Consider the following 23,456-nt stretch of genomic DNA (forward strand, 5'->3'; position numbering starts at 1 on the left):
AATATACTAAAGAGATTCCTAGCTCATTACGAACTAGGAACGTCTTCTAGTGTCCATGTAACACTGCCGTTATATGATCCCGCATAATTAGAACCCGAGGATAGAATGTATTGTAAGCCTCGTTTTTCATTCCAATTAGTCGAAATAGGAATACTTTCATTCTCTGGATCACTTACGCCGCTTTCAATTATAGTCTTTTGACCTGCTGAAATTAATTGATAGCCACCATTTGTATTTTGATATACGAATGCGCCTTTAAGCTCTCTAGAACCAGAAGTAAGAGTTGTTGGCGTTAATCCTAATCTCCAGTGGCCGTTATCTCTATTGTCAAAGATAGAAACAGCTCCTGTTAATTTCACTGGTTTAGGCTGATTGTCATCTAATGATATTGTAAATGACATATCACTTGGTACATTATCAAGCTTCAATTCAGGTATTTTTGTGATTACCACAAATTGACTGTTAGGATTTAATGTGGCTTTGTCCACGACCACCCTATATTTGATCCCTTTTGCGTAGGGAATAGAAATCGCTTTATCTACTGGACCTTCGTATAAAACAGCTTTTGTATCGTCATTTATGATTGTATAAATATGTCCGTCATTTAATGAAAATACTTTATCACTACCTACTTGTGATGCCTGCAGAGCGAAATTTCCTTGGTTTGTTTCATCAAATGGCTTGATCGTCTTTATATCAGCACCATTGATGTTTAATGAGGAGTTTCCTATTATTTTTAATTTTGTGGTACTAGAATCGTTAACAAACGTATTCGTATTCGTTCCAGTACTTGCACTTGTTAAAAAGCTTGGAACCTTGTCTGAATTGACCGTCAATTGATTATTACTAATATCGATCAAACTAAATCCATCGGAAAATGCTGGTACTTGTCCAACAAACTTATTCCCATTGACTGAAAAAGATTTTAATTTCGATAATTCTCTTAATCCTTCTGGTAAAGTTCCTATCATTCCTTTATTTTTTAACGATAAAAGACTTAGATTGATTAAATATTTGATATTTTTAGGAATAAATTGATTGGTAAACTGTCCATCAGTATCTGTATTAAGTTGTGATACTTTAGGTAAGTCTGACACATAGACATCTTTGCCAATTTGTTTAGGCTTCAATTGATTGTTGACAGCATTGATGATCCAACTTTGATTCTCAAAAAATGCAGCTGTTACAACATCATCGGTGACATCAACAGGGACATCCAATGTTTGAGTAACATCAGGAAAAATCTGACTTTGAAGTTGTACTTTAACTGTATCTTTTTTCACTGTATCAAAGACTTTTTCAGTTGGAATCGTAACGGTTACTTTATCTCCTGGAATCGTACTTTTTACATCTGTCAGAATTTTGCTTACATCTAAATCATTTGTTGTACTATTTATCGGCAGTTTTTGAGAAACTGTGGTTGCCGAAAGTGTTGGTACAATTTCTGAATAGCCAATAATGCTGTCAGATTGGACTTCTTTGCCTTCGGCCGTTCTGATATTGTATGCTGTCAATGGAATCTTGATCGTACCGCTTTTTTTATCAAAAAGTGATAAGGCTTTATCAACATTCAATTGAGTAAAATCTATACTCAATTTGACAGAGTTACTATTTAACTCGTTTAATAGACTATTTGGTATAGTGACGCTTATTTTATCTCCAGCTAACTGTTTTACTTGAACTTTACTGGTGATATTATCTCCGTTTCGATTTGACACTTTAAGTGCTGAGGCATCAAATGTTGAGAATATTTTCTCTTTGTCTTCTAGTATAACAGTGACATTATCTGGATAATATATTGGGTAAGCAGCACTCACAGCTTGAGAAATATCATAAGATGCATGAAATCCATCGCTTACTCGTTTTCCAACAACACCTGGTGTTCCATAGGTTGGAGTACCGGGTACTGCAATTGAGCTTACAAAAATTCTAAGTTGGCGATACACAGCTCCTATGTTTTTCACTCCAGTAGTTCCAGGTAAATTATTGTCACCTATTGTCACATAGCTTTGATCAACGGGTCCCCAATAATTATTACGGTCCAAAGTAGCTGTCAAAAACGATTTTCCAGATACCTTATCCGTTACTATATCTAAACTAGGTGCTTGTTCATATTCTTTTATTTGCCTATTATAAACTTTCTTTAACCCGTCTATAGAAAACGATTGATAAGGATATACTCCAGCATTAGGATTATGATTATCCATCTGAATAATCTGAGGGAATTCTAGATAAATATCTTTAACCACTTCTTTTGTGTCTGAATACACTAATTGATAATTAAAAAGACCGGTTGTTCCATCAGCAGTAAGTGTTGGACTAAAATTAATAGAACCCTCTTTAGATAAAGCTAGGACATCAAACACGTTTGCTACCTCTGGTCCATTAATAATAACAACTTTGAGAGCTAATTGTCGATCTTTGTAATATCCAACATCTTTATAATACAGAACTTGGCCTTTAGTATAGCCCCTAGGTACATCGTAGCCTGCAAAAAATGGATTGTCATCCTTATCAACGATCTCAGTAAGAAGCTCATTCCAATCTCCTTGATATTCCGGTCGAATCACTGGTTTATCAGGAGTAAAAATTGTTCCAGATCTAACTACTCCCTTTGGAGAGATTTGTGTAAAATAGTCTTGTGCCACGGCTGCGTCAACAGTCTGTATTTTTAAAAAAAGTAGGCTGATGAAAAGTAGACATAACATAGCTTCCCTTAGAAACTTAGCTTTTCTTTTCATTTTGTAACCTCCTTTCTTATTTACTCATTATTTTTCATTTTCTTTTTTTTCCGTTTTTTCTCTAAACGTTTCTTTTCTAACGCTTTTTTACGTTGTTTTTCTTTTATGATTTTTACAATCACCAGAATAACGATTAAAATAACCAAAATGATTCCCGCAATAATTCCGCCAATCAACCAATAGTTCGGTTCTTTTTTGACATCAATTGCTTCTTCTGTTAATTTTTTCGCTTCCTTACTGTTGATTTCAAAATCTTTTGAGAATTTCCACTCATTGTCTTTTGTGCTAGCGACTAACTCTAAAGAATATTTTCCTGGAGTAATCTCCTGATTATCCCAACTAATTGGAAAATCAAAATTTGAGTTTGGTGCCATTGCCATTTCTTCTTTAGTTGTTTGGTGGATAACTTCTTTTGATCCTTTTTCGCTTACCTTAGCGACAATTTTCAAATCATTCACAAATGTTGGTTGTGTGTTTTGTAAATTAGCTGTTATGGCTGTTCGATAGTTCAGTAAACTTGGTTGAATCGTATTCAATTTTAATTCAGGTGCTACAGGATCATCTTTTTCAGTTAGTTGAATACCAACAACCATGGCATATTTATTGGTGATTTGAACGCCGCCTTCAGATTTTTTGTCTTTTTCCCCTGATTCATCTTTATAGACGTAAAATCCGCCCACTATTTTCCCAGGCAGTTCCTCTTCTGGCATTTGTAAGCTAAACGAAACCACTTTATTCTCTTTAGGTGCTAAGGTCACTTTTTGTTCCTTAGATAGAAGCTTTGTCAGTGGATACTTAAGGCTAGAATCTATGGCCTTGTCCTTTTCACTAAAATCGATCACACCATTTTGATTGGTTGTTGCCACATTAGGAATGATATTCAACGTGATTTCTTTGTCCCCAGCATTTGAAACATTAAGTGTTAAGTCTTGTTTTTGTCCTGGTTTCATTCGTAGATCAAAGTACGTTTGACTTTTATCTACTTGATTTTCCGGAATATTGGCAGATATGGAATATTCCATATCTGCCGCTAAAGCGGGCGTTCCTATGAAGAATAATGTAATTAAAAATAAACTGTAAATCATTGTTTTGACGTTACGCATCGTGTTTTCCTCCTGTAGTAAATGAGCTTGGGCTAACCTAAAACTTTTGAGACACCCAACTTTTAAAACAGATGTTTTAACGTCTGTGGTGAATAAAATAACGATTAGTTTATTTAATGTGATCAATCGTTAGAAAGTAGGGGTTGGAACAAAATAGTTATTTTGTCCAATCATCTACCTACTTTCTTAGTATCAATCAATTTTGGCCTTGCTCTTACTTATTTTTATTTTCCTGGTGCGTCTTGAAGCTCCCAGTAAATGGTTGTTGTATAAGTTGTGTTAGCTTTAGCTGTACCAGCTAAAATAGCTAATTGGATACTTTTATTTTTTTCATCAGCAGCTGCTTTTGTCCATTTTTGCATCCAAGTACCTTCACCGGATTTTTTGTCTGCCATCATAACTCTTTGATTTTTTGCTGTTAATGTCACATCAAAACCTTTTGGTGCAACGATTGCTTTTCCTGCACTAGCTGATACAACTTCATTATTGTTCATTGATAGTGTTGCACCTTTTAATTCGTCTTTAGCAGCACTTGTAAAAGCATCAGCTCTAGCGTAAAGTGTCCAACCAGCAGAAGTTCCACGAACGTCTGTTACTTGAGTATATGGATTTTCATTCATGGCATATTCTACTTGATCAGAACCATTGATGTTTACTTCACCAAATGTTATGTTTGGCACACGATCAATCGTTAACAGACCTGTATTTCCTGTTCCTGGATTTTCTGGGTCAGTTGGATCTTCGCCTCCTGCTGGGGGACGAACTTCGTTTTCGTTTCCTGCCAACATTTGAAGCTCAGCAGTTGACTTAGCATCTGATAAATTTTCTGCATGTGCCTCTGTGTTAAAGCTGTTAACGGCTAATACGCCTAATACTAGAGATGAGAATAATACTAGATTTTTTTTCATTTTTACACTCCTATTTTTTAAAATTATTTTGCTGGTGCATTTGCTAGTGTCCATGTTAAGTCGGCTTTATAAGTCCCAACTTTTGCATAACTAGGAATTGTCAAACGGACACCATCTGCAGCTGCTGTTTTATCATCCATAAAGATGTTCGTATATCTACCTAAGCCTTTATCTTTTGCCGCAGAAAATACTGTTTTAGCAGCACCAGCAGTATCCAATGTTACAGCACTTGTTTCAGGAGCATTCATTAAATCCCCTTGCTTACTTGACACTTTTCCTTTTGGAATCTCTAATTTCCAACCTTTTACGATAGTATCTGTGTTGCCCTGAACTGTTGAGCTAAAGTTTGTCATAGCCACTTGGACATTCCAACCAGAACCTGTACCACGATTATCAACAACTTCTATCCCTAATTTTTTACCAGTTGCAACTGTTGCAGTACCAACTTCACCAATTTTGATTTGACCAAAAGCAAAATCAGAAACGGCATTGATAGTGAAGTCGCCTGATCCAGTTCCTGGTCCGATTGGTTCTTCTGGGTCTACTGGTTTTCCTGGATCAATTCCGGCAGATTTCGTTACTTCAACTTCTGCTTTAGTTGTTTTTTGTGTTGCTGTATCTGCTGCAAAAGCACTTTGTCCATTGATGAATAAAAGACCTGCTAATGCAACACCTGCTAATAAATTAATTTTTTTCATGTTATTACTTCCTTTTCTTTATCTGATTATTTTGTTCCTGTAGGCGTATCAATTAATGTCCAAGTAATTGTTGCAGAGTAAGTACCAACAAGGTTTCCACCAGGAATTATTAACTCTACTTGATCAGCCCAATCGTTGACCCAAGAACCTTTTCCTTTTTCTTTAGCTGCCGTGATAAGTTGTGTTTCAGTTGTTCCAATCACTGTTCCTTGAGCATTTGCTGCTGTTGGTGGATTTAATGTATCCCCATTTGCTGATGTTTTAAATGTTCCAGCAGGGATTTTTACTGTAGCACCTTTTAATGTTTTAATATTTTTAGCATCTGTTTTATCTTCAAAGTTGCTGATTTTTGCTCGAACATTCCAACCAACACCTGTTCCACGCTTATCTGTTACTTGAATTCCTAATGTTTCTCCATCTTTAGCTATTGCATTTGTTTTTGTTTCGCCACCTGAAATAGCTGCTGAACCAAAGTTGAATTGAGAAACAGCATCAATCGTCAATAAGCCTACTTGACCTGTTCCACCCTCTTCACCTGGATCAACTGGTTTTTCTGGATCTACAGGTTCATTGGGATCTGGATTTGTCGGATCTTCTGTTTTAAGACTGAATGTCGCTTTACTATCATATGGTTTTGTACTTTCTGCATGAGCTGCTTGTGTGGCCATAGCCAATGATGTTAATACAACTGCACTTGTTAAAATAATTGTTTTTTTCATTTAATTTTCTCTCCTTATTTCTTTCCTGGTGTGTCTGAAATTGTCCATGTTAATTGTGCTTGATACTCACCAACTAATACATCTTGTGGAATTGTTAATTTAACTGCGTCTTTACCAAATTGGTCCATCCATGCACCAGCACCTGTTCCATCTTGTGCTTCAAAAACAGTTTGCGCTTTTGCATTTACTTCCATAACTTCTCTTGTTGTAGGTGCTGTGGAAGTTGTACCACTTGCTTTAGCTGTTCCTTTTGGTAAATATAAAGAAGCACCCTTCATAATGATTTTATCGTTTGTTTTTTGTTTAAATTCTGTCATGGCTACTTGAACGGTCCAGCCTTTAGCTGTTCCGCGAATATCACGAATTTGAAGACTTGGATTTTCATTTTCTGCAGCTATTACTTCTTGCTTACCTGTTAATTTGAAATTCCCAAAATTTAGTGGAGAAACATATGTGATTGCTAGAACTCCAGTATTTCCTGTCTCTCCTTCGCCACCTTCTCCGCCTTCATCACCAGGAACTTCAGGTTGACCAGGCTCATCGCCTTTCCCTGCTTCCAAATTTACTAAACCATATGATGTTGCATCTTTCTTCCCTTTTTCGTCTCCTGCCGTATCATCTGCTGCAAATGAGACACTTGGTGCTGCAATACTACCTAATAGTACTGTTGTTAATAACATTGATTTCCATAATTTCATTTTTCTTCCCCCTAATTAAATAGTAATAAACCATGATGAAGCTTAAAATTATTAATGCAAGATAACCCGTGGCTATCCATAAAATCATCTTAACTTCACCGGTGTTTGGTAACCTTTTCCCTTGTCCTAGACCTAAATCACCAAATATTCCTCCCTTGTCGTTTGGAGTCTCTTGACCTTTTGGCGGTGTGTTGTCATGGACAAAAGTAATACTTGCTTGACTACTTGCACGGTTGCCTGTGTTTTGTTCTTCTGCATTACCAATTGTTGGATAAACACTCAAACAAATAATCACCAAGAAAAATGCAAGTAATCTATTCCTCTTCATATAACTCCCCCTTATTAAATCACTCGTATTAAAATGATACTGTAATACTGTTTAAATAATACCGATACTTTCAAATCACTTAAATCGAATGTAAACGTTTTTTTGTCTTTTTTGTGTTTTTTTATAAATTTTTTATTAATATACTCTTCTTTTTATTGGTAATATAATTTACTATGTATTAATATTAATATTTATTTTACATACTAAGGAGTACTTTATTATGAGCTTATGTGCTAAAATTTATGTGATAGAAGATGATTATGAATATAGGAAACGAATTATTCAATCTTTAAAAGACTATCACTCTAACTTTGTTGATTTCGATATTTCTTCTATTGATAATCATTTATTTTTTTTAAAGGATTTACAAACGCTGTCCATTACTGATACGGATGTTTTTATTTTTGATATTGAGTTGAAAACAACGTTTACCGGAATCGATTTAGCGACTGAAGTGAGAAAACGAAATAATAACTGTTCGATTATTTTTCTGACTAGTCTAGAGGATAAAGCTATTTCTATCATTAATAGTGATATCTTTCCAATTGGTTATATCGTCAAAGATGCCACTTATCCAGGGAATTTGAATAGCTCAATCCATAAATTATTATCAAAAGTAGAACATCACTTAAAAGATTTTTGGACTGAAAACCCTGATATCGTTACATTAAAAAATGGTGCTGAAAAAGTTTATATCAATTGTAAAAATGTCCTTTACATTGAATCCGTTAAAGGTGTACGGGGGCAAATTTTAATTAAAACTTTTTCAGAAGAAATCATTATCAACGGTCATATTGGAAAAATAAAAAAACTTTTACCACAAGACTACTTGATGACCTCATTACTGTCTTATATCATCAACCTCTCAACCATTGCGACACTTGATCGAGCAAATGGTATCGTTACCTTCTCAAATGGAGAACAATTAAATGTAGGCATCTCAATTATTGATAAAATTAAAAAAGCCTTATAGGAGGCTCATTACTTTGGACAAATCTCTCTTCACATCATTATTAGCTATTAATTGCTTTCAGTTGATCTGGCTTCTTACCCATAAAAAAATTTTTATGTTACGGGAAAATCTTATTTTGACTTTCTGCGTAGTAATCCAATTTGGCTTAGGTTTTCTTGTAACTTCACCTTATGTAGCTGTTTTTCAACTCCCCTTCTTTTTATTACAATTTATTTTTGCTGTTAAAAGGTTGAATAATTGGTTTTCCCCATCCTTACTGATTAGTTTTGAGATTTCTCTGATTACTCTTTCTTGGATTCCGACTTTAGATACTTGGGATATTTTGCATCATAATCATCAAATTTCTAACGCTACCTATGATGCGTATTTTTACTTATTTGTTTTATTACAACAGCTAGTATTATTTTTGATTATTGGGTTAATGAATTATCTATGGAAACGATATTTTCCTCATGATACTCCTGCGCTACTGCCAAAAAAATACAGATTGCTATCTGTTTTTCTTTTATTCTTGCTTTTTTTAGCAGTTGTCATCAAACAATTCAACGTTTTAAGTGGAGATACGTTTTCTCTGATGTATAGCTTATTCATCATCGTTGGTTATACCTGTTTGATTAGCTGGAATTTACTGATCGTACTTAAGTCTAATAACGAGAAACAATATATTGCACTTTTAGCTGAAACGTATGATCGTGAAAAAAATAAAATCACTCTTTCAAATGAGTTTCGTCAGGATTATAAAAGTTTCCTACAAAACTTAACGACTTCTTTAGAAGCTGGAGATCAAGAAAAAGCGTTTGAGCAGCTTAAACGCATTATTCAATACTCTGATTCATTACTTACACCAAACTTATATCGGAAAGTTTCTGTTATTAATAATTTACCTATTCAAGCTTTATTGACCAGTTTTCTAAATAAAGTACTTAATGCAAATATTTACCTGAGCTTACATATAACTGAAAATTTGTCGACTGTTGATATGAATATCGTAGATTTTATTCGTTGCTTTTCTATCTTGTTGGATAATGCTTATGAAGCTACTGAAAAAACAACTGATCCTTCTATTGAAATCACCATAACAGGAACAGCTAGTACCGTGACCATAGAAGTTGAGAATACTTATAACAATCAAGCCAATGTCCCATTCTCCACTTTTTTACAAAATAATTTTTCAACCAAAGAAGGGCATCAAGGAAAAGGGCTTTATATTTTTATCAATATATTGAAGAATTACAAGCATAGTAGTCATAATTTTATAAATAAAAATAATCACTTTATTGCCAAGTTTACGATGCCTAAAAAATACTAACGTATAGGAGGGAAAACTATGACCATCATTCTTTTTAATAGAATACTTGTTGTGAATTATATACAGTTTATTTGGTTTCTTAACTATAAAAAGTTTATTACACCAAAACAAACAATTTTTTTAACAGTATTGCTAGTTCTTCAGATCCCGTTCGACTTGGTTTTTACTATCCCCTTTTCCTTAATAGCCGTCTTTATTATTTTACAACCTATTTTTATTGTTCGGTCTTTAAAAAAATGGTTACCCATGGTTCTTTTTTTATATTTAGAAAACTCATTAATTATCATTTCATGGTTATTTACGAATGATTTAATCGATTTCCTCTTAAAAAACGGGAAAATTTCCAATACTATTTATCAACAAATCCTTCCAGTTTCATTGATACTACAACAACTTTTGCTTTTTATTTTGATTTTTCTTCTTAAGCAAATAGATTTAAAATATAGCATATTCGACTCAATTATTCAGATTAAAAAAAGTTATAAACTTCCAGCTATTCTACTAACGATTCTTTTATTTTCTCTTGATTATTTTAAACGTTTAGCTGTTTTTCTTCACTCTAACATTGATTTTTTTTATCTAACGTTTTTACAGTTGACCCTTACCATTATTTTTGGTACCACTGCCTATTTATATAGTCAGTATTATCAGCAACAGATGATGAAAAAAATTTTGTATCAGCAATATAGTAAGGAAATGGAAAGAATTACTTTATCAGATGAATTTAGACATGATTATCATAATATTCTTTTGAGTTTAATGGGTTACATAGAACATAATGACTTGCACAAAGCGTTAGATTTTATTTCATCTGTAGAAAACTATTCTAAAAATTTGTTGGAAGAAGGCGAGTATGATCAGATAAATCATTTAACAATCCCTCCTGTTCAAGGCTTACTTATCCATTTTATTGAACTGTGTGAAGCGAAGAATATTCAGCTGACGATTTCGATTCCTCGAATGATCCAGGAATCAGATATTCCACTTAATTTGATTGATTTTATTCGATGTATCTCTGCTTTGTTTGATTACGCCTTAAAAACAACTGTTTCGAGACAGGAATCAGTATTAGATCTTTCTATCAAAAAAGAGGATCAAGTCCTTTACTTTTGCCTAACTAACTTAACGGATCCTTCAACGTTGCTTAATCATAAACCAAACCAAAATATCCAAGCACAAAAGAAATTGAAGGAACGTGATTTACTTGATGCTCAAAAAATTCTTCAACAATATAACCAAACAGAGCTTCATGTACATACAAAAAACGAGAAATTTCTATTGACTTTCACACTCCAATTAAATTAGTGATTTTTCACTATATAAAAAAAGTGCTTGGGACATGAAATTCGCATAAACGTGGGGAGCAGAAGAAAATCCTTCGGAAATAAACCCTTCTGCCCCAGCCTCTTTTTGCTACAATCCACTACATTTCTTTTAACTTTTTCAAATCCAGCATATATCCTTTAGAACGCACGGTTTTGATAAACCGTGGATTAGTTGTGTTAACTTCTATTTTATTTCGTAAATGAAACATCAGGTTTGCCACTCGATAATTTTTATTCTCACCCTCTACTTCAGAATCCCATAGTTTTTCTTTAAGCTCCTCATAAGAAATGGTTTGACCCAGACTATTATATAGCAGTTCCAATGCATTATATTCTTTTTTAGTTGATGAATACTCTTATGAATGGCGGAAAAGGATAAAGAATAACCAATAAGTAAAGGAATTATTTCCATTTATTTATTGGTTATTTTGATGTTCTATGATCAAACTAATAGTAGTGAGATACGTCTTTACTTCTCCTTCAATATTAATTTTGTATATCCCAAAATTTTCTATAACACAGCTAAATAATCAAAAAACTCATTATATTTGTATGGTATACTAATAAACGAAATAAAAAAGGAGGTCGATTTAATGGATTACAAAATGACAAAAGATACGGTGTTTCCGTTGGTTGAAGTAGATTTAAAAACTGGTGAAAGCATCCAATTAGAAAGTGGTGCAATGGTTTATCACAATGGTGAGATCAACCTTGAAGGTAAAATGAACAGCAATGGTAAATCTGGTTTAGGCGGTGCCATTCGCGCTTTAGGACGTTCAATGTCTAGCGGTGAAAGCTTCTTTATTACAAAAGCATCCGGCTTAACAGATACGGCAAAAATTGCATTAGCCCCTGCAACACCTGGAGCAATTAAAGAATTACAAGTTGGAACTGAACACTGGCGTTTAAATACAGGTGCATTTTTAGCATGTGATGCTTCTGTTTCTTATAATATGAAACGTCAAAAACTTAGCGGAGCTATTTTTGGTGGAACTGGTGGATTATTCGTGATGGAAACAGCCGGTTCAGGATCGTTATTAATCAACAGCTATGGTGATATAGTTGAAATTCAATTAGATGGCACTAAGCCATTTGTAGTGGATAATCAACATGTTGTCGCTTGGTCTGAATCATTAGATTACAACATCAAAATCGCATCAGGAATTTTTGGATTCACTACTGGTGAAGGCGTCGTCAATGAATTTCACGGCCGTGGAACGATTATGATTCAAACACGAAATCTCGAAGGTTTAGCTGGTTTAATCAGCCCTTTTGTTAGCTCAGGTTCATAAAAAAGAAGGCGTATGAAAATCCCCAACAAGATTTTCATACGCTTTTTTATTTGTTTTTAAAAATCAACAAAACCAGCTTCTTTTTCTTGTGAAAACAAATAATGTTTCCCTTCAATAATTTGATCGAAAAACATCGCTTCTGTCACACCATAATAAGGAATAACATAAACACTAACTAAACCAAAACTAAAAGACACTGCAATTTGCCAAAGAATAAAGGAATAAGAAAAAATTAAATACTCCAACTTATAGCCTTTCATCAATTCTTGACTCAACGCCATTGCTTCTTTAGCCGTTAATATCGGATCTTTTTTCAACAAATAATTCGTCATACCATACGACAACTGCTTAATTACCCCAGGAATAATGAACAACAAAGACCATAAGAAGGTATAAAGAGTTACTAAAATATTAGCAACGACCGTCCGTTTACCATTTACGATGACAAACTCTGTAAAGACCGATTTCAGATTAAACTCGCGCCCTTCTACATTATCAACAGCTGCCCATTGAATCATTCCTCGATATAGAATTATCGCAAGTATCGCGATTAAACTAAATAAAAAAACAAAAAAACTGCTAATACTCGTCTTAATTGACGTCGTTTGCTGGTAAGTAACTTCGCGTGTTGTATTTTTCAACGAAACAATTGAAGAAGTATTAGATAGAGAATTTAGATTGTTCCCGTTGTTTCCACCTTCATCTCCATAATCATAAGAATCCACTTGATAAGCTCCATCATCGTACCCATCTGAATAACCAGCTTCATATCCTTTTTGATACTGACTTGTAGAACGATCAGACCTTTTAGTGTAATCATCTTGCCAAGAATTATAATCATTGGGAGAATCCATAACTCCTGTAGATGACTGAAAAAATATAATGGTAAAAAGTAAGTAGATAAATAATGCCACACATGGTAGAAGTGCAATCCAACTCCAATTTCCATAATAACCATGCAAGTGAGCTTGTGCTTTTTTCTTTAATTCACTTCGACTCATAAACATTCTCCTTTTAACTTCTTTAGAACCGCAGCTAAAGTCGTTACTATGTATTTTCATTTCTTTTTAATTATACCCTTTAATAGGTTAGTTCAGCCACTCAATTCTTTTTCTAATCAGCCAAATTAATGAGAATCAACTAGATTTTCCATTTGTAATCCTTAAAAGAATTGATTTTTTTACCAAAAACAAACAAATCTATTATATACATATCTATATTATTGAATAAACTTATCATATTTTATAAAAAATACTAAAAATATATTTTTTATTTCCAAAAGAAATATTTATTGATTTATTTGTAATATAATGTTATCTTTTTAGAGATAATTATCATAAAATTTATAGAAGGGTTAAGGGTGAAAAATGAAAAAAAATTCAAAAATTATTGTAGGGTTGCTTTTACTTAGTATGCTGTCTCCAATTCATGCGTCAGCTAACGAAAGTATTGTTGTTATTGGAGAGGAAAATCAACCAATCCGTTCCACTAGAAGCATCGTTCCAGAACAACCAGATGTACCATTTGAAGCAAAAACAACAGCAGAAAGAGAACAATTACCACAAAAAGAACAAGAAATCATTAATCGAATGGAACAATATTTAACAGAAAATTCAAATCCAAACGCACGTAATTTTGGTCCTGTACTAAATAAGTTGGTTGCTTCATTAGCTTTTGATGTAACAGTGAGAAGAGAGAATACTATTTTTAGCATTACGGACCTATTAGGAATTACTGGAACAAGTGAAACAAGTTCTTGGTTTGAAAACGTTGCGGGAAAAAGTGAGCGCTATATCACGGTATTTGATAAACCAACGCAAACAAATCTGAAGCTCCATTCTTATTATGTAGACAACCAATCGGATAAAACTGCTGTCGTCCAGCATGGTTATCGTTCGAATTCAATGAATATCATGGAGGAAGCTCAATTTCTTTATGAACTAGGCTACAATGTGATTATTCCAGATGCACGCTCTCACGGGAAAAGTGAAGGAACCTATATTGCATTTGGCGCCTATGAAAGAAATGATATCAATGCCTGGATCAATCAAGAATTAGAAGTAAAACCAAATCAAAAAATTGTATTATTAGGGGTTTCGATGGGAGCCGCAACAGTTATGATGTCTCAAGAAACACCTCATCCTAATGTGGAAGCAGTCATTGAAGATTGTGGTTATTATTCTATCGAACAACAAGCACGAGACGTAATGCGTCTAATTACCTCTAAGCTACAGTACATTCCTTTAGTTAATAAGATAGATTGGTATAATTGCGAAAATGAGTTGATTGACTCAATGAATAATGAGTTTGTAAAACCTATTTTGAAGGTTGATTTATTTTCAATCGCACCATTGAATTCAGTTTCAAAATCCAATGTGCCAAAACTATTTATCCATGGAACCGCTGATTGGTTCATTCCTCCTGTTGCTAAGGACAAATTATATGCCGCATCACTAGGTTATAAAGAACAGCTAAGCATACCAAACGCTGGCCATGCAGTGAATTTAAAAGTTGGCGGCAATTTATATAAAGATAAAGTCAGCTCATTTTTAAAAACAGTCAGCCAAATGAATTCATTACGTCCACAACTTGCCGAAGATAAAAATTTACTCTTCAATACTGAATTCAAACGGAACACAGCTCAAACAAGCTTTGACGGTTGGAAATTAAGTAATAATGGGGCTAATTTTAATAGTGTTAATGCCTCTAACCCTTACGAATTTGTCTTAAAAAGAAACGGTGGAGATATTCTTTCAGCGTTGTCAACTGATCGTAATGGCTTAAAATTCTATAAAAAACTGACAGGATCAGCAGCTTATGCAGCACAAGAAGTTGGCTTAACTAAAAATCAACCTTACGAGCTAAGCTTTGATGCTTATAATCCTAATCCTACAGAATATAGTGAACAAGTTATTAAATATGGCTTCGGGAAATCACTGAAACAAGAAAAACAAATCGCTAAAAATAAAGTTAACAAAAAAATCGCCTACACGCCTCAAACCACTGGACCTCAAAATATTATTTTAGGTTCAGAAATGACCTACTTTAACTTATTTGGGCGTCAAGATACTGTTATGTATTTATCGAATGTAAAATTAATCAACACTGATAGAAAAGCACCGGAACCAGTAAAAATAACTGAAGTCAAGGTCATACCAAAAACTATCTTGACTGGTCAAGGAGAAGCTGAAACGCTAATTCAAGCTGTTTCTACAACCAATGAAGTGGTTTTAGAAGTTGCTACAGATAGTAACGGTTATTTTAATTTAGAAGTTCCTAAGCAACCAACTGGTACTGTTTTACACTTGATTAATAAAGATTTTAAAGGAAATACAAGTGCTTCGATTGTTTTAGTTTTTAATTAAAAAATAGCAATTATGATTTATTCGCGTTTGAAAAAGCTAGCGAGAGAAAACATTTAATAATAGTTTTCTCTCGCTAGCTTCATTTAAAGTTAAATTAGCACATTCAATTACAACCTAGAAATCAAGATTTTAGAACTTCATCGCTTTTTAGACTTATCTACATAATATCCTTCTTTTGACTACGACAAATTAATCCCCCTCATAAAATAGGAGCAAAGAAAAAAATCAGTTGCTCCTCTTAAAAAAAGAGAAACAACTGATTACTATTCCAATTTATTTAATCCTACCTACTGATAACCTTCAACTCAAATCAACACTTTTTTCACACGAACTTCTGGTTTAAGCTTATATCGATTGACATAATGCTTTTCCAACCGATTTTGCCCCCAACCAATCGCCACACACAGGAACCAATAGATGATTGCCACTAAAATATACATAGACATATAATCAAATGTTCTCCCACCAACGATTTTCGCTTTTTGAAAAATATCAGGTATCGTAATCATAGCTGCTAAAGAGGTTCCTTTCAACAAATCCATCGCAACATTTCCTAAAGCCGGGATAGAAATTCGAAACGCTTGAGGCAAAATAATTTTCCCCATTACTTTTCCATAAGGCAACCCCAATGCGTAAGCTGCATCCCACTGTCCTGCCTCCACTCCAGCAATTGATCCTCGGTATATTTCTGCGATAAAAGCACTACTGGTTAAACTAAAACAAATACACGCCGCCGTTAAAGCACTTAGATGATAAGGCAAACCAAAGTACAAAAGAAACAGCAACACAAGACCTGGAACTCCCCGCAAAAAGGAAATATAAAAACGGACAAACCCTCTAATCACTTTTGAAGGCAACATACCTAATACCGTCAAAAGAATGCCTATAATATTTCCCATGATAAATGTTATCAAAGTAATGCCCAGTGTATAAGGCAATCCTGTCAGCAAAAATGGAATAGACTCCACCATTAAATGAAAATCAAGATTAGGTATATACATCTACTCTACTGAAACACTTTCTTCTATTTTTTCTTTTGGCTTAACTGAGACATCTGTTTTGAAATACTTCTCAGAGATTTTTTTCATGGTTCCATCGTTTTGCATTACTTTTAAGGTTTCGTCAATTTTTTTACTTAATGCCACACTATCTTTTTTCATAAGAAACCCAGTAAAGTTTGCATTAAAATAGACATTTTCTAAAATCTTCACTGGAATATCTGGCAACGCACCTATTGACATTTTTTGTAAATAATAATCATTCAAAATAACATCCGTCCGACCATTTGCTACATCTGTTAAGTATTGATCGTTTGTCGCATTGTCGTAGGTTACCAACTTTGCTCCGTATTTTTCAGCTGTTTTCATATAGTCTGTATTTGGCTCTCCAGCTGCTTTCTTGCCTTTTAAATCTTCAAGAGAAGCAATCCCAGAGTCATCACTTTTACGGACGATCATACTATCAAAAGAATACTTAATTGGTGAAGACAAGATAAATTTTTTCCCTCTATCACCTGATAAACCGAAATCATTGGCCGCTAAATCAGACTCGCCTTTATCTACAGAAGTGATTTGTCCATCTACATTATATTCTTTGAATTCAACTTTAAGATCTAAACGTTTAGCAACTTCTTTGATAACGTCCACATCATAACCGGTTAATTCATTTTTATCATTATAATAAGATGATGGAAATAACGTCCCTGATGTCGCAACTGTCAATTTCTTTGCTTCTTCCACTTTTTTCCAGCTATCATCATTTCCTGATGACTTCTCTTTGGTTCCACCACATGCAGCTAACACTAAAATCAATGCAACAATACTAAAACTAGCAAATACTTTCTTCATTTGAACCTCCTATGATTCACGATAATATTTTGGTAATAAGAATTTCTGCTCTTGTTCAAATAGCTTTCCGATTTGGAACAATAAATCTTCTCTGCCTTTAGAAGCCATAAATTGAATGCCTAATGGTAAACCTGATTCGGCTACATGGGTTGGTAAACTAATCGCTGGCTGTCCAGTTAAGTTGGCCAGTTGAGTAAATGGTGTAATCGTTAAACTTTTTTCAAACATCTCATAGACTAAATCTTTTAGCTGTGTAACAGATAATGATTCTGCTTGAGCTAAGACTTTACGGATCTGCTCACTTTGTAACTCTGCATCAATTTTAGGTGCAATGTCTGCTGTAGTTGGCGTTAAAAATAAATCATATTCCTCAAATAATTGCTCCATCTTATACGCCGCTTGATCCCACAATTGAAGTGCTCGTGTATACTGACTTGCCGGTAATCGTAAGCCGTATTGGTAAATCCCCCAAGTCATTAATTCCATGTCCTCTTTAGTAAGCGGCCTCTTAACTCCTCGTTGAATCCCTTCAAACATGGCGGCAGTTTCAGCTCCATTCATCAGATAATAACTGTCAATCAACTGGCGACCGTCCACTGGATAAGGGATCTCTGTTACTTCATGACCTTGTTTTCCCAGGAAATTCGTTGCGTTTCGAATGGCTTTTACAGCCTCTGTTGAAACAGGTGTTCCAACTGGAGACTCAGTTAAAAAAGCAATTTTCAATACTTTTTTCTCTGCAGCTTTTTGATGCGACCACTCAGCTTTAGGTGCTTGATACGGCGCTGCTTTTTCGGTTCCACGTATATGATAGAACAATGTTTCCGTATCTCTCATAGAAACCGTTAAGGCAAAATCAATTGACGCACCTTGCCAACCTCGCCAACCATCAGGACCTACTGGCATACTACCACGTGTTGGTTTTAGACCAATCAATCCACTAAAAGAGGCTGGAATCCGAATGGAGCCACCTCCATCACTTGCTCCAGCAATTGGAAATAGCCCACTTGCAACAGCCGCTGCGGCACCGCCACTGGAACCTCCAGGTGAATAGGCAAGATTCCAAGGATTTCTGGCTGCTCCATAAATAGTTGGATCAGAAATATTTTTAAAGCCAAACTCAGGTGCATTGGTTTTTCCTAAAGGTATGAAGCCTAATCGTTCCAAACCTTTCACAAAGTTATCTGTTGTGGTTGCACGGTTTTCTGTAAATAAACGAGAACCTGAAGACGATTTCATTCCTTCCTTGTCTTGTCCTAACATCTTTAAAGGAATAGGTAAGCCAAAAAAAGGACCTTTACCCGCTCCTTTGGATTCGTATTGTTTTTTTGCAGCTTGTGCATCCCAGTCAACGAATGCATTTAATTCAGGGTTTAGCTTCTTTACTTGTTGCTCTCGATCGTCGATCCATTCTGTCACACTTAGCTTTTTCTCTCGAAACTGTGTTGCGTAGTACCAGCCGTCTTTCATGATCATTCCCTCCTTAGATTCCGACGGTTTTATTATACAGGTTTTTGGGGAATTTTTAGGATTATTTTGCTTGTGTAGGTTTTTTCATGAGGTATATCTTTAAAGATGTTAAGTAAGTTATTAGATATACTGGAATAACTTGCTGGCTATTTTATTTCTATAGACTGACCCGCAATTATCTTACTGGTTTGAGTACTTTTTGTGTTCCCTTAAATTGAAAAAAGAGTGAATCAATAATCAGTAATTCTGACTAGTATCTCACTCTTTTTTGATCTTTTCGTATTAATTTTTGACGTTTTAAATGTTTCTTTAACTATTCTCTACACTAATTGCTTAGTTTTATCAGTTCAGTTCCTGCTTTATCCCATAAATCATTCATCATATCATAATACTCATCATCCATAGCAACATCCACTAACATTTTTGTTTGGTTACCCACTGCTTCAAATAAGTAGTGTTCGGTCATCTCTGCAAATTCAGGAACTTCCACATATTTACCATCGGTGACTTCTCCTAAGAATGCGAACTCAATTTCTTTCTCTGGTTCAAAGACAACTACTTTAGAAACCAAACCATTTCCTGTCTCATCGACAAATGAAACCGTTTCTTCTAATCCCATAACACCAGAATAGGTTGACCCTTCTTGAAAAGGTGCAGCCCATACTTCATATTTGCTACGATCAACGATAAGCTGCCAAGCCTTTGTGGGAGTACAATTAAGCATGAATTCTTTTTTTATGTGTTTCATTGTAAATCCTCCTTTGAGTCTTCTTGCTACTATCTTTTTGGTAGTTTGTTGTAGTTATAGTATAGCACGTAAGGCGACTCAGCATACTGTTATACACACTGATGATTGGCAAATCGTTACATTGTTAAAGTACATTTTTAAAGTTTTTATACTGGGATTGATTTTTGAGGTCACTTAATAATTTACATAAAAAACAAGATAGATTGTGTTTTGTGGTCTGATTTTCTTCATTTTCTTTCCTATTTGACAAATTTTTTCTCACTATTCAGCTGGAGCATTTTGGATAGCTAATTCATCTATCTTCTCTTTGTTTAATTGAACTAAATCTTTAAGCTCTTTAATGGTTATACCATTTTTATCCGTATTAGAATCAATTTCAACCTGGTTTTCCCCTACGAAAGCTTGTCCTTTTAATATCGTTCCATCGGAAGCCACTAGAATTCTATCCGAATCATCATGATCCATTTCTAAAAGATCGATAATTCCATCGGCATTTGGACCGTTAAATGTTTTGAAAATCTTCTCAGCATCAGCATTTTTGATGTCAACGGAAAAGGAATCTCTAGTACTTTCGTTGAATTTTTTCTGAGCTACCTCAATTGCTTCTTTGTCTATTACTTGTTTTTTAAGTTTCGTTTCCTCACTACGTTGAGATTGTGCTTTAGTCTTATTATAAAAAGTAAATGTTACAAAACTAACTAGTAAAAGTAGTGAAAAACTGACTATATAAATCTTTTTTTTCATGTTAACAACATCCTTTCTTCGTAAAAATCAATGAAAACTAACCTTAAAGTTTAATTATTCTATTTACTGTAATCCTTCATAAATTTAACTTATTCAATAGATATCACATGTGATAAGAGAGCAATGCGTGAACTTACTTCCCTTATGTAAAACCGTTTAAGACGGTAGCAAATTTTTAGTTAAAGAAATAGCCAGTTAACCTGCTAAAGTTAATGACTGGTTATTTCTTTGTCGTTTTTAAGCATATCTATAACCAAACAAATTAAAAAAGTGCCAAAGCCTAGCATCAGCGTTAGATATAGTAATTGTTTATACTACCTTCCCGTAAATTGCAGTTGCTTCACTTCCATTTAAAGTTTGCGGTATTGTTGAATAGTCCATATATATAGCATCATAACCCCATCCGTCTGCTAACACAATAAAATTATGAGTTGTAACTTAAATTTATTTTTTTCTTCTGTCTAGCAAAATTTACTATAGTTGAACCTATTTTATTAATTGGTGTTGTTCCATACTGAATAAGAGAACCTTTCAAAATACCTTCTCGTCTTGCTCCATCATTCGTTGTACCTGATAAAGCCCAATTTCTGTTATAAGCACCTTTTAATTCATCGTTTTTCCAATCATCAAAAAGTCTCAAAGAACTTGCCATTGTTGTCAATAAGGATATCAGTTCTCTCTGATTTCTTAGTAATATCTCTATTTTTCAAATTGGGCAGAACAGAGAAATTTAATATCATGTATTTCAAACCTTAAATAGTATTTGTCTATATTATTCTACCCAGAATATCCAAAAGATTACAAATAAGAAAAATGTTGACACGTAAAGAATAATATAATATCCTTTTAATAACAAATGAAAGGAGAATGAGAATTATATGAAAAAATTTTTATTAGGAATTGCACTATTGGTTTGTTTGGGATTTGGTACCAATGTTGAGGCTCAAGAAAGGTATGAAATTAGCGAGAATAATACTAATCTGATTGAGGAACTCACCTCAGCAGAACCTGCAAATTCAGATTACATCAACAACACTATTGATATGTATTATGAGGTACCCTCTGAAAATGATTCTAGTGAAGATTTTAATTCATTTCTAAATTCAGTCCTAGTTGAGTTAAAAAACTACGATAATAAGCAAGATGAAAAATTAGAAGCTCAGCTTGAAACTGCTGAGGAAAATGTTGACTTATCTTTGGATAATAATTTACCTAAGACGTCTAGAGTTTTAGTCGCAACACCGTATGACCTTGCTTCAGCTGCATATGTTGCTGGAATTAAACTGGTCGAACGAAGAGGACACTGGCAGACTGCTAATTATATGAGACGCGCTATTGTTCCAGCAAACAAACTCAACGTAGCATACACACCAGCAACCTATTACAACACTAATGATACTTGGGCCAGAATGGTAGACAGCGAAGACTTGATGCGTTCTTACTACGGTCGTTTAAAAGCCGAAGCTTTCCGAGGAGGCAGAGCTTCCGGATCTTTCGCAGGGTCGCATACGTTCACAAGTGGACATTTACTCACAGCTTTACGAGGTGTGTCTTATACGGTATCCTATAAACGACAAGCAAATGGAAATTACTTTACTACTGTAAAAGTTACCGATATATTTGACTTTGCTTGGGAACCAAATGGGTATAATGATTTTGCTGTTGGTTTTGGTAATAACTATTGTTATGCAATGCAGTCTCGTGGGTATATAAAACCATATAAAATTGAAATTGTAAGATCTATGTCAAGATAAGACAGGAGTGAGTTTTCATAAAATATAACAAGTTGCTAATCGCTACACTTAGCTGTATGTTCCTAGTTTTGAAAGTTGTTGGAATTTTTCTGACACTGAATTTTTTTCCTATGCAAGATCCTGAAACTTTAACACTTGGAGAAAAAATAGAACTGCAAAAAGAATTTTCTATTAATTATGATCTAGGAAATTCCCTGATCCATCTAAGCAACATATGTTTAACAGTTCTGATAGCGTATTTGATATATTCATTTTATATTTTTTGGAGATTAACTCACTATGATGATGGGAATTTCAATAAATAGAATAATATCTTCTCCTCTTTACGTACTTATACGTGAGGAGTTTTTTTTATGAATCAAATAATACTATTAGAAAGTAATTTAGTTGGATTGGTTAGCTAAGATGGTACTGCTCGTTGGGAATTTGACAGTATCGAAGATGCTAAGAAGTTATATAATTTATTAGTTTTGAGCATAGATATTGAGTATAGAATTTCGGAATTGTGCGCTAAAAATATATAGAAAAATAAGCCTTTCTCAATGCAATATTAATGGAACAGGCTTGATTTATAATGTGAAAAAACGCTTGTACAGAGCGAACGTACTTACCAGTTAAACTTTCTATTCTTTGTTCAGAAATCGCATAAAAAACTTAAATAATTTTGATATGATACATGTAACCGCCAAATTTTTAACAACTCTTAATTTTTTCCTCTCTACATTAATATCTCGTGAATTTTCAATATAAAGACTATTTTTACTGACTGGTATATCTTCACGTAATCTGATAGAAATTGTTTCGCCAACCGTATATTTTTCTATCTCTTTCTTTCGTGATTCATTTGTTGGATTTGTTGGGTAATTTGAGCTATGATCAATCACAGTTTTAGAAAAATCTAACGTTAAATTTTCTGATTTAATGATTTGTGCTAGCTGAGTATTTGTGACTTCTAGTTCTATTCTCATTTTGTCAATCTCGACCTTTTTTATTACTCCAGAAATTGTTCTTGGTGGTATCGTGTTAGCATATCTTTCATCGCCACTCACCACTTTCTCCTCCTCTCTAATTTTCCTTTTATTAGTCAAGATTAGAAATAGACAGACAATGCATATTAAAAGGAGGAAATGGGTTATGAAAAAAGAATGTCAGGCTTTAAAGATGATTCCTTATCAAGATATTACAGATTTACAACATACATTAGACCGCCTACAGTCTTGGGAGAAACCATTTGCTGTGTTGCATCATTTTTTTCAGTTTCGGAAAGGTCCGATTAATAAGAAAAAAGTTGTGAAAGAGTATTATGCTTGCGGGCATTTGTTTCATGCTTTTTTTGAGGAGTTTATACGGTTGATGGCGGTTGAGGAGGAGAAGGTAAAGAAGTTGGATGGGGAGAGGAAGGTTATGGGTGAATTTTTGAGAAAATGATGATGA

At 34.1% G+C, this 23,456-nt stretch carries 22 protein-coding genes and 1 pseudogene; 7 read left to right on the top strand and 16 right to left on the bottom strand.

Translation table 11 applies throughout. From position 1 onward, the window contains the following. Positions 1-26: 26 nt before the first annotated feature. The 7 genes from AC4BB2_RS09530 to AC4BB2_RS09560 all read right to left on the bottom strand — a co-directional run bounded on the left by AC4BB2_RS09530 (position 27) and on the right by AC4BB2_RS09560 (position 7,195). Entirely contained in the window at positions 27-2,741 is a 2,715-nt protein-coding gene (locus tag AC4BB2_RS09530) for a leucine-rich repeat domain-containing protein (RefSeq protein ID WP_490472701.1), read from the bottom strand. Between the two features lie 20 nt (positions 2,742-2,761). Next, a complete protein-coding gene (locus tag AC4BB2_RS09535) occupies positions 2,762-3,844 on the bottom strand; it encodes a WxLIP family cell surface protein (RefSeq protein WP_490472702.1) in 1,083 nt (360 codons plus the stop codon). A 224-nt stretch (positions 3,845-4,068) separates the two neighbouring features. Continuing rightward, entirely contained in the window at positions 4,069-4,752 is a 684-nt protein-coding gene (locus tag AC4BB2_RS09540) for a WxL domain-containing protein (RefSeq protein WP_490472703.1), read from the bottom strand. 23 nt (positions 4,753-4,775) lie between these two features. Then, positions 4,776-5,450 (bottom strand): WxL domain-containing protein, encoded by a 675-nt coding sequence (locus AC4BB2_RS09545; RefSeq protein WP_490472704.1) that lies wholly within the window; start codon positions 5,448-5,450, stop codon positions 4,776-4,778. Positions 5,451-5,476: 26 nt separating this feature from the next. Continuing rightward, positions 5,477-6,169 (bottom strand): WxL domain-containing protein, encoded by a 693-nt coding sequence (locus tag AC4BB2_RS09550; protein ID WP_490472705.1) that lies wholly within the window; start codon positions 6,167-6,169, stop codon positions 5,477-5,479. Between the two features lie 14 nt (positions 6,170-6,183). Next, positions 6,184-6,867 (bottom strand): WxL domain-containing protein, encoded by a 684-nt coding sequence (locus AC4BB2_RS09555; protein ID WP_490472706.1) that lies wholly within the window; start codon positions 6,865-6,867, stop codon positions 6,184-6,186. Continuing rightward, complete coding sequence (locus AC4BB2_RS09560) at positions 6,821-7,195, bottom strand: EF2685/EF0750 family sortase-dependent surface protein (protein ID WP_490472707.1); 375 nt, start codon at positions 7,193-7,195, stop codon at positions 6,821-6,823. Before AC4BB2_RS09560 ends, AC4BB2_RS09555 begins: the two co-directional genes overlap by 47 nt. Positions 7,196-7,415: 220 nt before the next feature. Between AC4BB2_RS09560 and AC4BB2_RS09565 the strand changes: the two genes are divergently transcribed. From AC4BB2_RS09565 to AC4BB2_RS09575, 3 genes are all read left to right on the top strand, one after another. Further along, on the top strand, positions 7,416-8,168 hold the full coding sequence (locus AC4BB2_RS09565) for a LytR/AlgR family response regulator transcription factor (RefSeq protein WP_490472708.1): 753 nt from the start codon (positions 7,416-7,418) through the stop codon (positions 8,166-8,168). Between the two features lie 115 nt (positions 8,169-8,283). Further along, positions 8,284-9,477 (top strand): GHKL domain-containing protein, encoded by a 1,194-nt coding sequence (locus AC4BB2_RS09570; protein WP_490472709.1) that lies wholly within the window; start codon positions 8,284-8,286, stop codon positions 9,475-9,477. Between the two features lie 18 nt (positions 9,478-9,495). Continuing rightward, positions 9,496-10,782, top strand: coding sequence for a hypothetical protein (locus AC4BB2_RS09575; protein WP_490472710.1), 1,287 nt, complete (start codon positions 9,496-9,498; stop codon positions 10,780-10,782). Positions 10,783-10,900: 118 nt separating this feature from the next. On the opposite strand, the pseudogene AC4BB2_RS09580 reads toward AC4BB2_RS09575, so the two are convergent. Next, positions 10,901-11,140 (bottom strand): annotated as a pseudogene (locus AC4BB2_RS09580) (winged helix-turn-helix domain-containing protein); the annotation flags it as partial. A gap of 255 nt (positions 11,141-11,395) precedes the next feature. Here AC4BB2_RS09580 and AC4BB2_RS09585 point away from each other — a divergent pair. Continuing rightward, positions 11,396-12,094: a TIGR00266 family protein gene (locus tag AC4BB2_RS09585; protein ID WP_490472711.1), complete on the top strand. Its 699-nt coding sequence runs from the start codon at positions 11,396-11,398 to the stop codon at positions 12,092-12,094. 56 nt (positions 12,095-12,150) lie between these two features. Here the strand turns inward: AC4BB2_RS09585 and AC4BB2_RS09590 are convergent, their stop codons facing one another. Next, positions 12,151-13,095 carry a DUF975 family protein gene (locus AC4BB2_RS09590; protein ID WP_490472712.1) on the bottom strand — a complete coding sequence of 315 codons (945 nt, stop codon included), beginning with the start codon at positions 13,093-13,095 and terminating at the stop codon, positions 12,151-12,153. 366 nt (positions 13,096-13,461) lie between these two features. Here AC4BB2_RS09590 and AC4BB2_RS09595 point away from each other — a divergent pair, with 366 nt between their 5' ends. Continuing rightward, positions 13,462-15,459, top strand: coding sequence for an alpha/beta hydrolase (locus AC4BB2_RS09595; protein ID WP_490472713.1), 1,998 nt, complete (start codon positions 13,462-13,464; stop codon positions 15,457-15,459). Positions 15,460-15,764: 305 nt separating this feature from the next. Here the strand turns inward: AC4BB2_RS09595 and AC4BB2_RS09600 are convergent, their stop codons facing one another. The 6 genes from AC4BB2_RS09600 to AC4BB2_RS09625 all read right to left on the bottom strand — a co-directional run bounded on the left by AC4BB2_RS09600 (position 15,765) and on the right by AC4BB2_RS09625 (position 20,929). Next, entirely contained in the window at positions 15,765-16,460 is a 696-nt protein-coding gene (locus AC4BB2_RS09600) for an amino acid ABC transporter permease (protein WP_490472714.1), read from the bottom strand. After that, positions 16,461-17,306: a transporter substrate-binding domain-containing protein gene (locus AC4BB2_RS09605; protein ID WP_490472715.1), complete on the bottom strand. Its 846-nt coding sequence runs from the start codon at positions 17,304-17,306 to the stop codon at positions 16,461-16,463. It abuts the gene before it with no gap. A 9-nt stretch (positions 17,307-17,315) separates the two neighbouring features. Next, positions 17,316-18,776, bottom strand: a complete 1,461-nt coding sequence (locus AC4BB2_RS09610; protein ID WP_490472716.1) for an amidase — start codon at positions 18,774-18,776, stop codon at positions 17,316-17,318. 325 nt (positions 18,777-19,101) lie between these two features. Next, positions 19,102-19,524: an activator of HSP90 ATPase gene (locus tag AC4BB2_RS09615; protein WP_490472717.1), complete on the bottom strand. Its 423-nt coding sequence runs from the start codon at positions 19,522-19,524 to the stop codon at positions 19,102-19,104. A 261-nt stretch (positions 19,525-19,785) separates the two neighbouring features. Further along, positions 19,786-20,268 carry a hypothetical protein gene (locus AC4BB2_RS09620; RefSeq protein WP_490472718.1) on the bottom strand — a complete coding sequence of 161 codons (483 nt, stop codon included), beginning with the start codon at positions 20,266-20,268 and terminating at the stop codon, positions 19,786-19,788. Between the two features lie 424 nt (positions 20,269-20,692). Continuing rightward, the gene (locus AC4BB2_RS09625; RefSeq protein WP_490472719.1) at positions 20,693-20,929 is read right to left on the bottom strand and encodes a hypothetical protein; all 237 of its coding nucleotides are present in this window, start codon (positions 20,927-20,929) and stop codon (positions 20,693-20,695) included. Positions 20,930-21,146: 217 nt separating this feature from the next. On the opposite strand from AC4BB2_RS09625, the gene AC4BB2_RS09630 reads away from it, so the two are divergent. Then, positions 21,147-22,022, top strand: a complete 876-nt coding sequence (locus AC4BB2_RS09630) for a hypothetical protein (RefSeq protein WP_490472720.1) — start codon at positions 21,147-21,149, stop codon at positions 22,020-22,022. Positions 22,023-22,645: 623 nt separating this feature from the next. Here AC4BB2_RS09630 and AC4BB2_RS09635 read toward each other — a convergent pair. Beyond that, complete coding sequence (locus AC4BB2_RS09635; RefSeq protein WP_490472721.1) at positions 22,646-23,071, bottom strand: hypothetical protein; 426 nt, start codon at positions 23,069-23,071, stop codon at positions 22,646-22,648. A gap of 85 nt (positions 23,072-23,156) precedes the next feature. Here AC4BB2_RS09635 and AC4BB2_RS09640 point away from each other — a divergent pair, with 85 nt between their 5' ends. After that, positions 23,157-23,450 (top strand): hypothetical protein, encoded by a 294-nt coding sequence (locus AC4BB2_RS09640; protein ID WP_490472722.1) that lies wholly within the window; start codon positions 23,157-23,159, stop codon positions 23,448-23,450. Positions 23,451-23,456: the final 6 nt, after the last annotated feature.

Source organism: Enterococcus sp. AAFC-DPL-5146 (assembly GCF_058216635.1).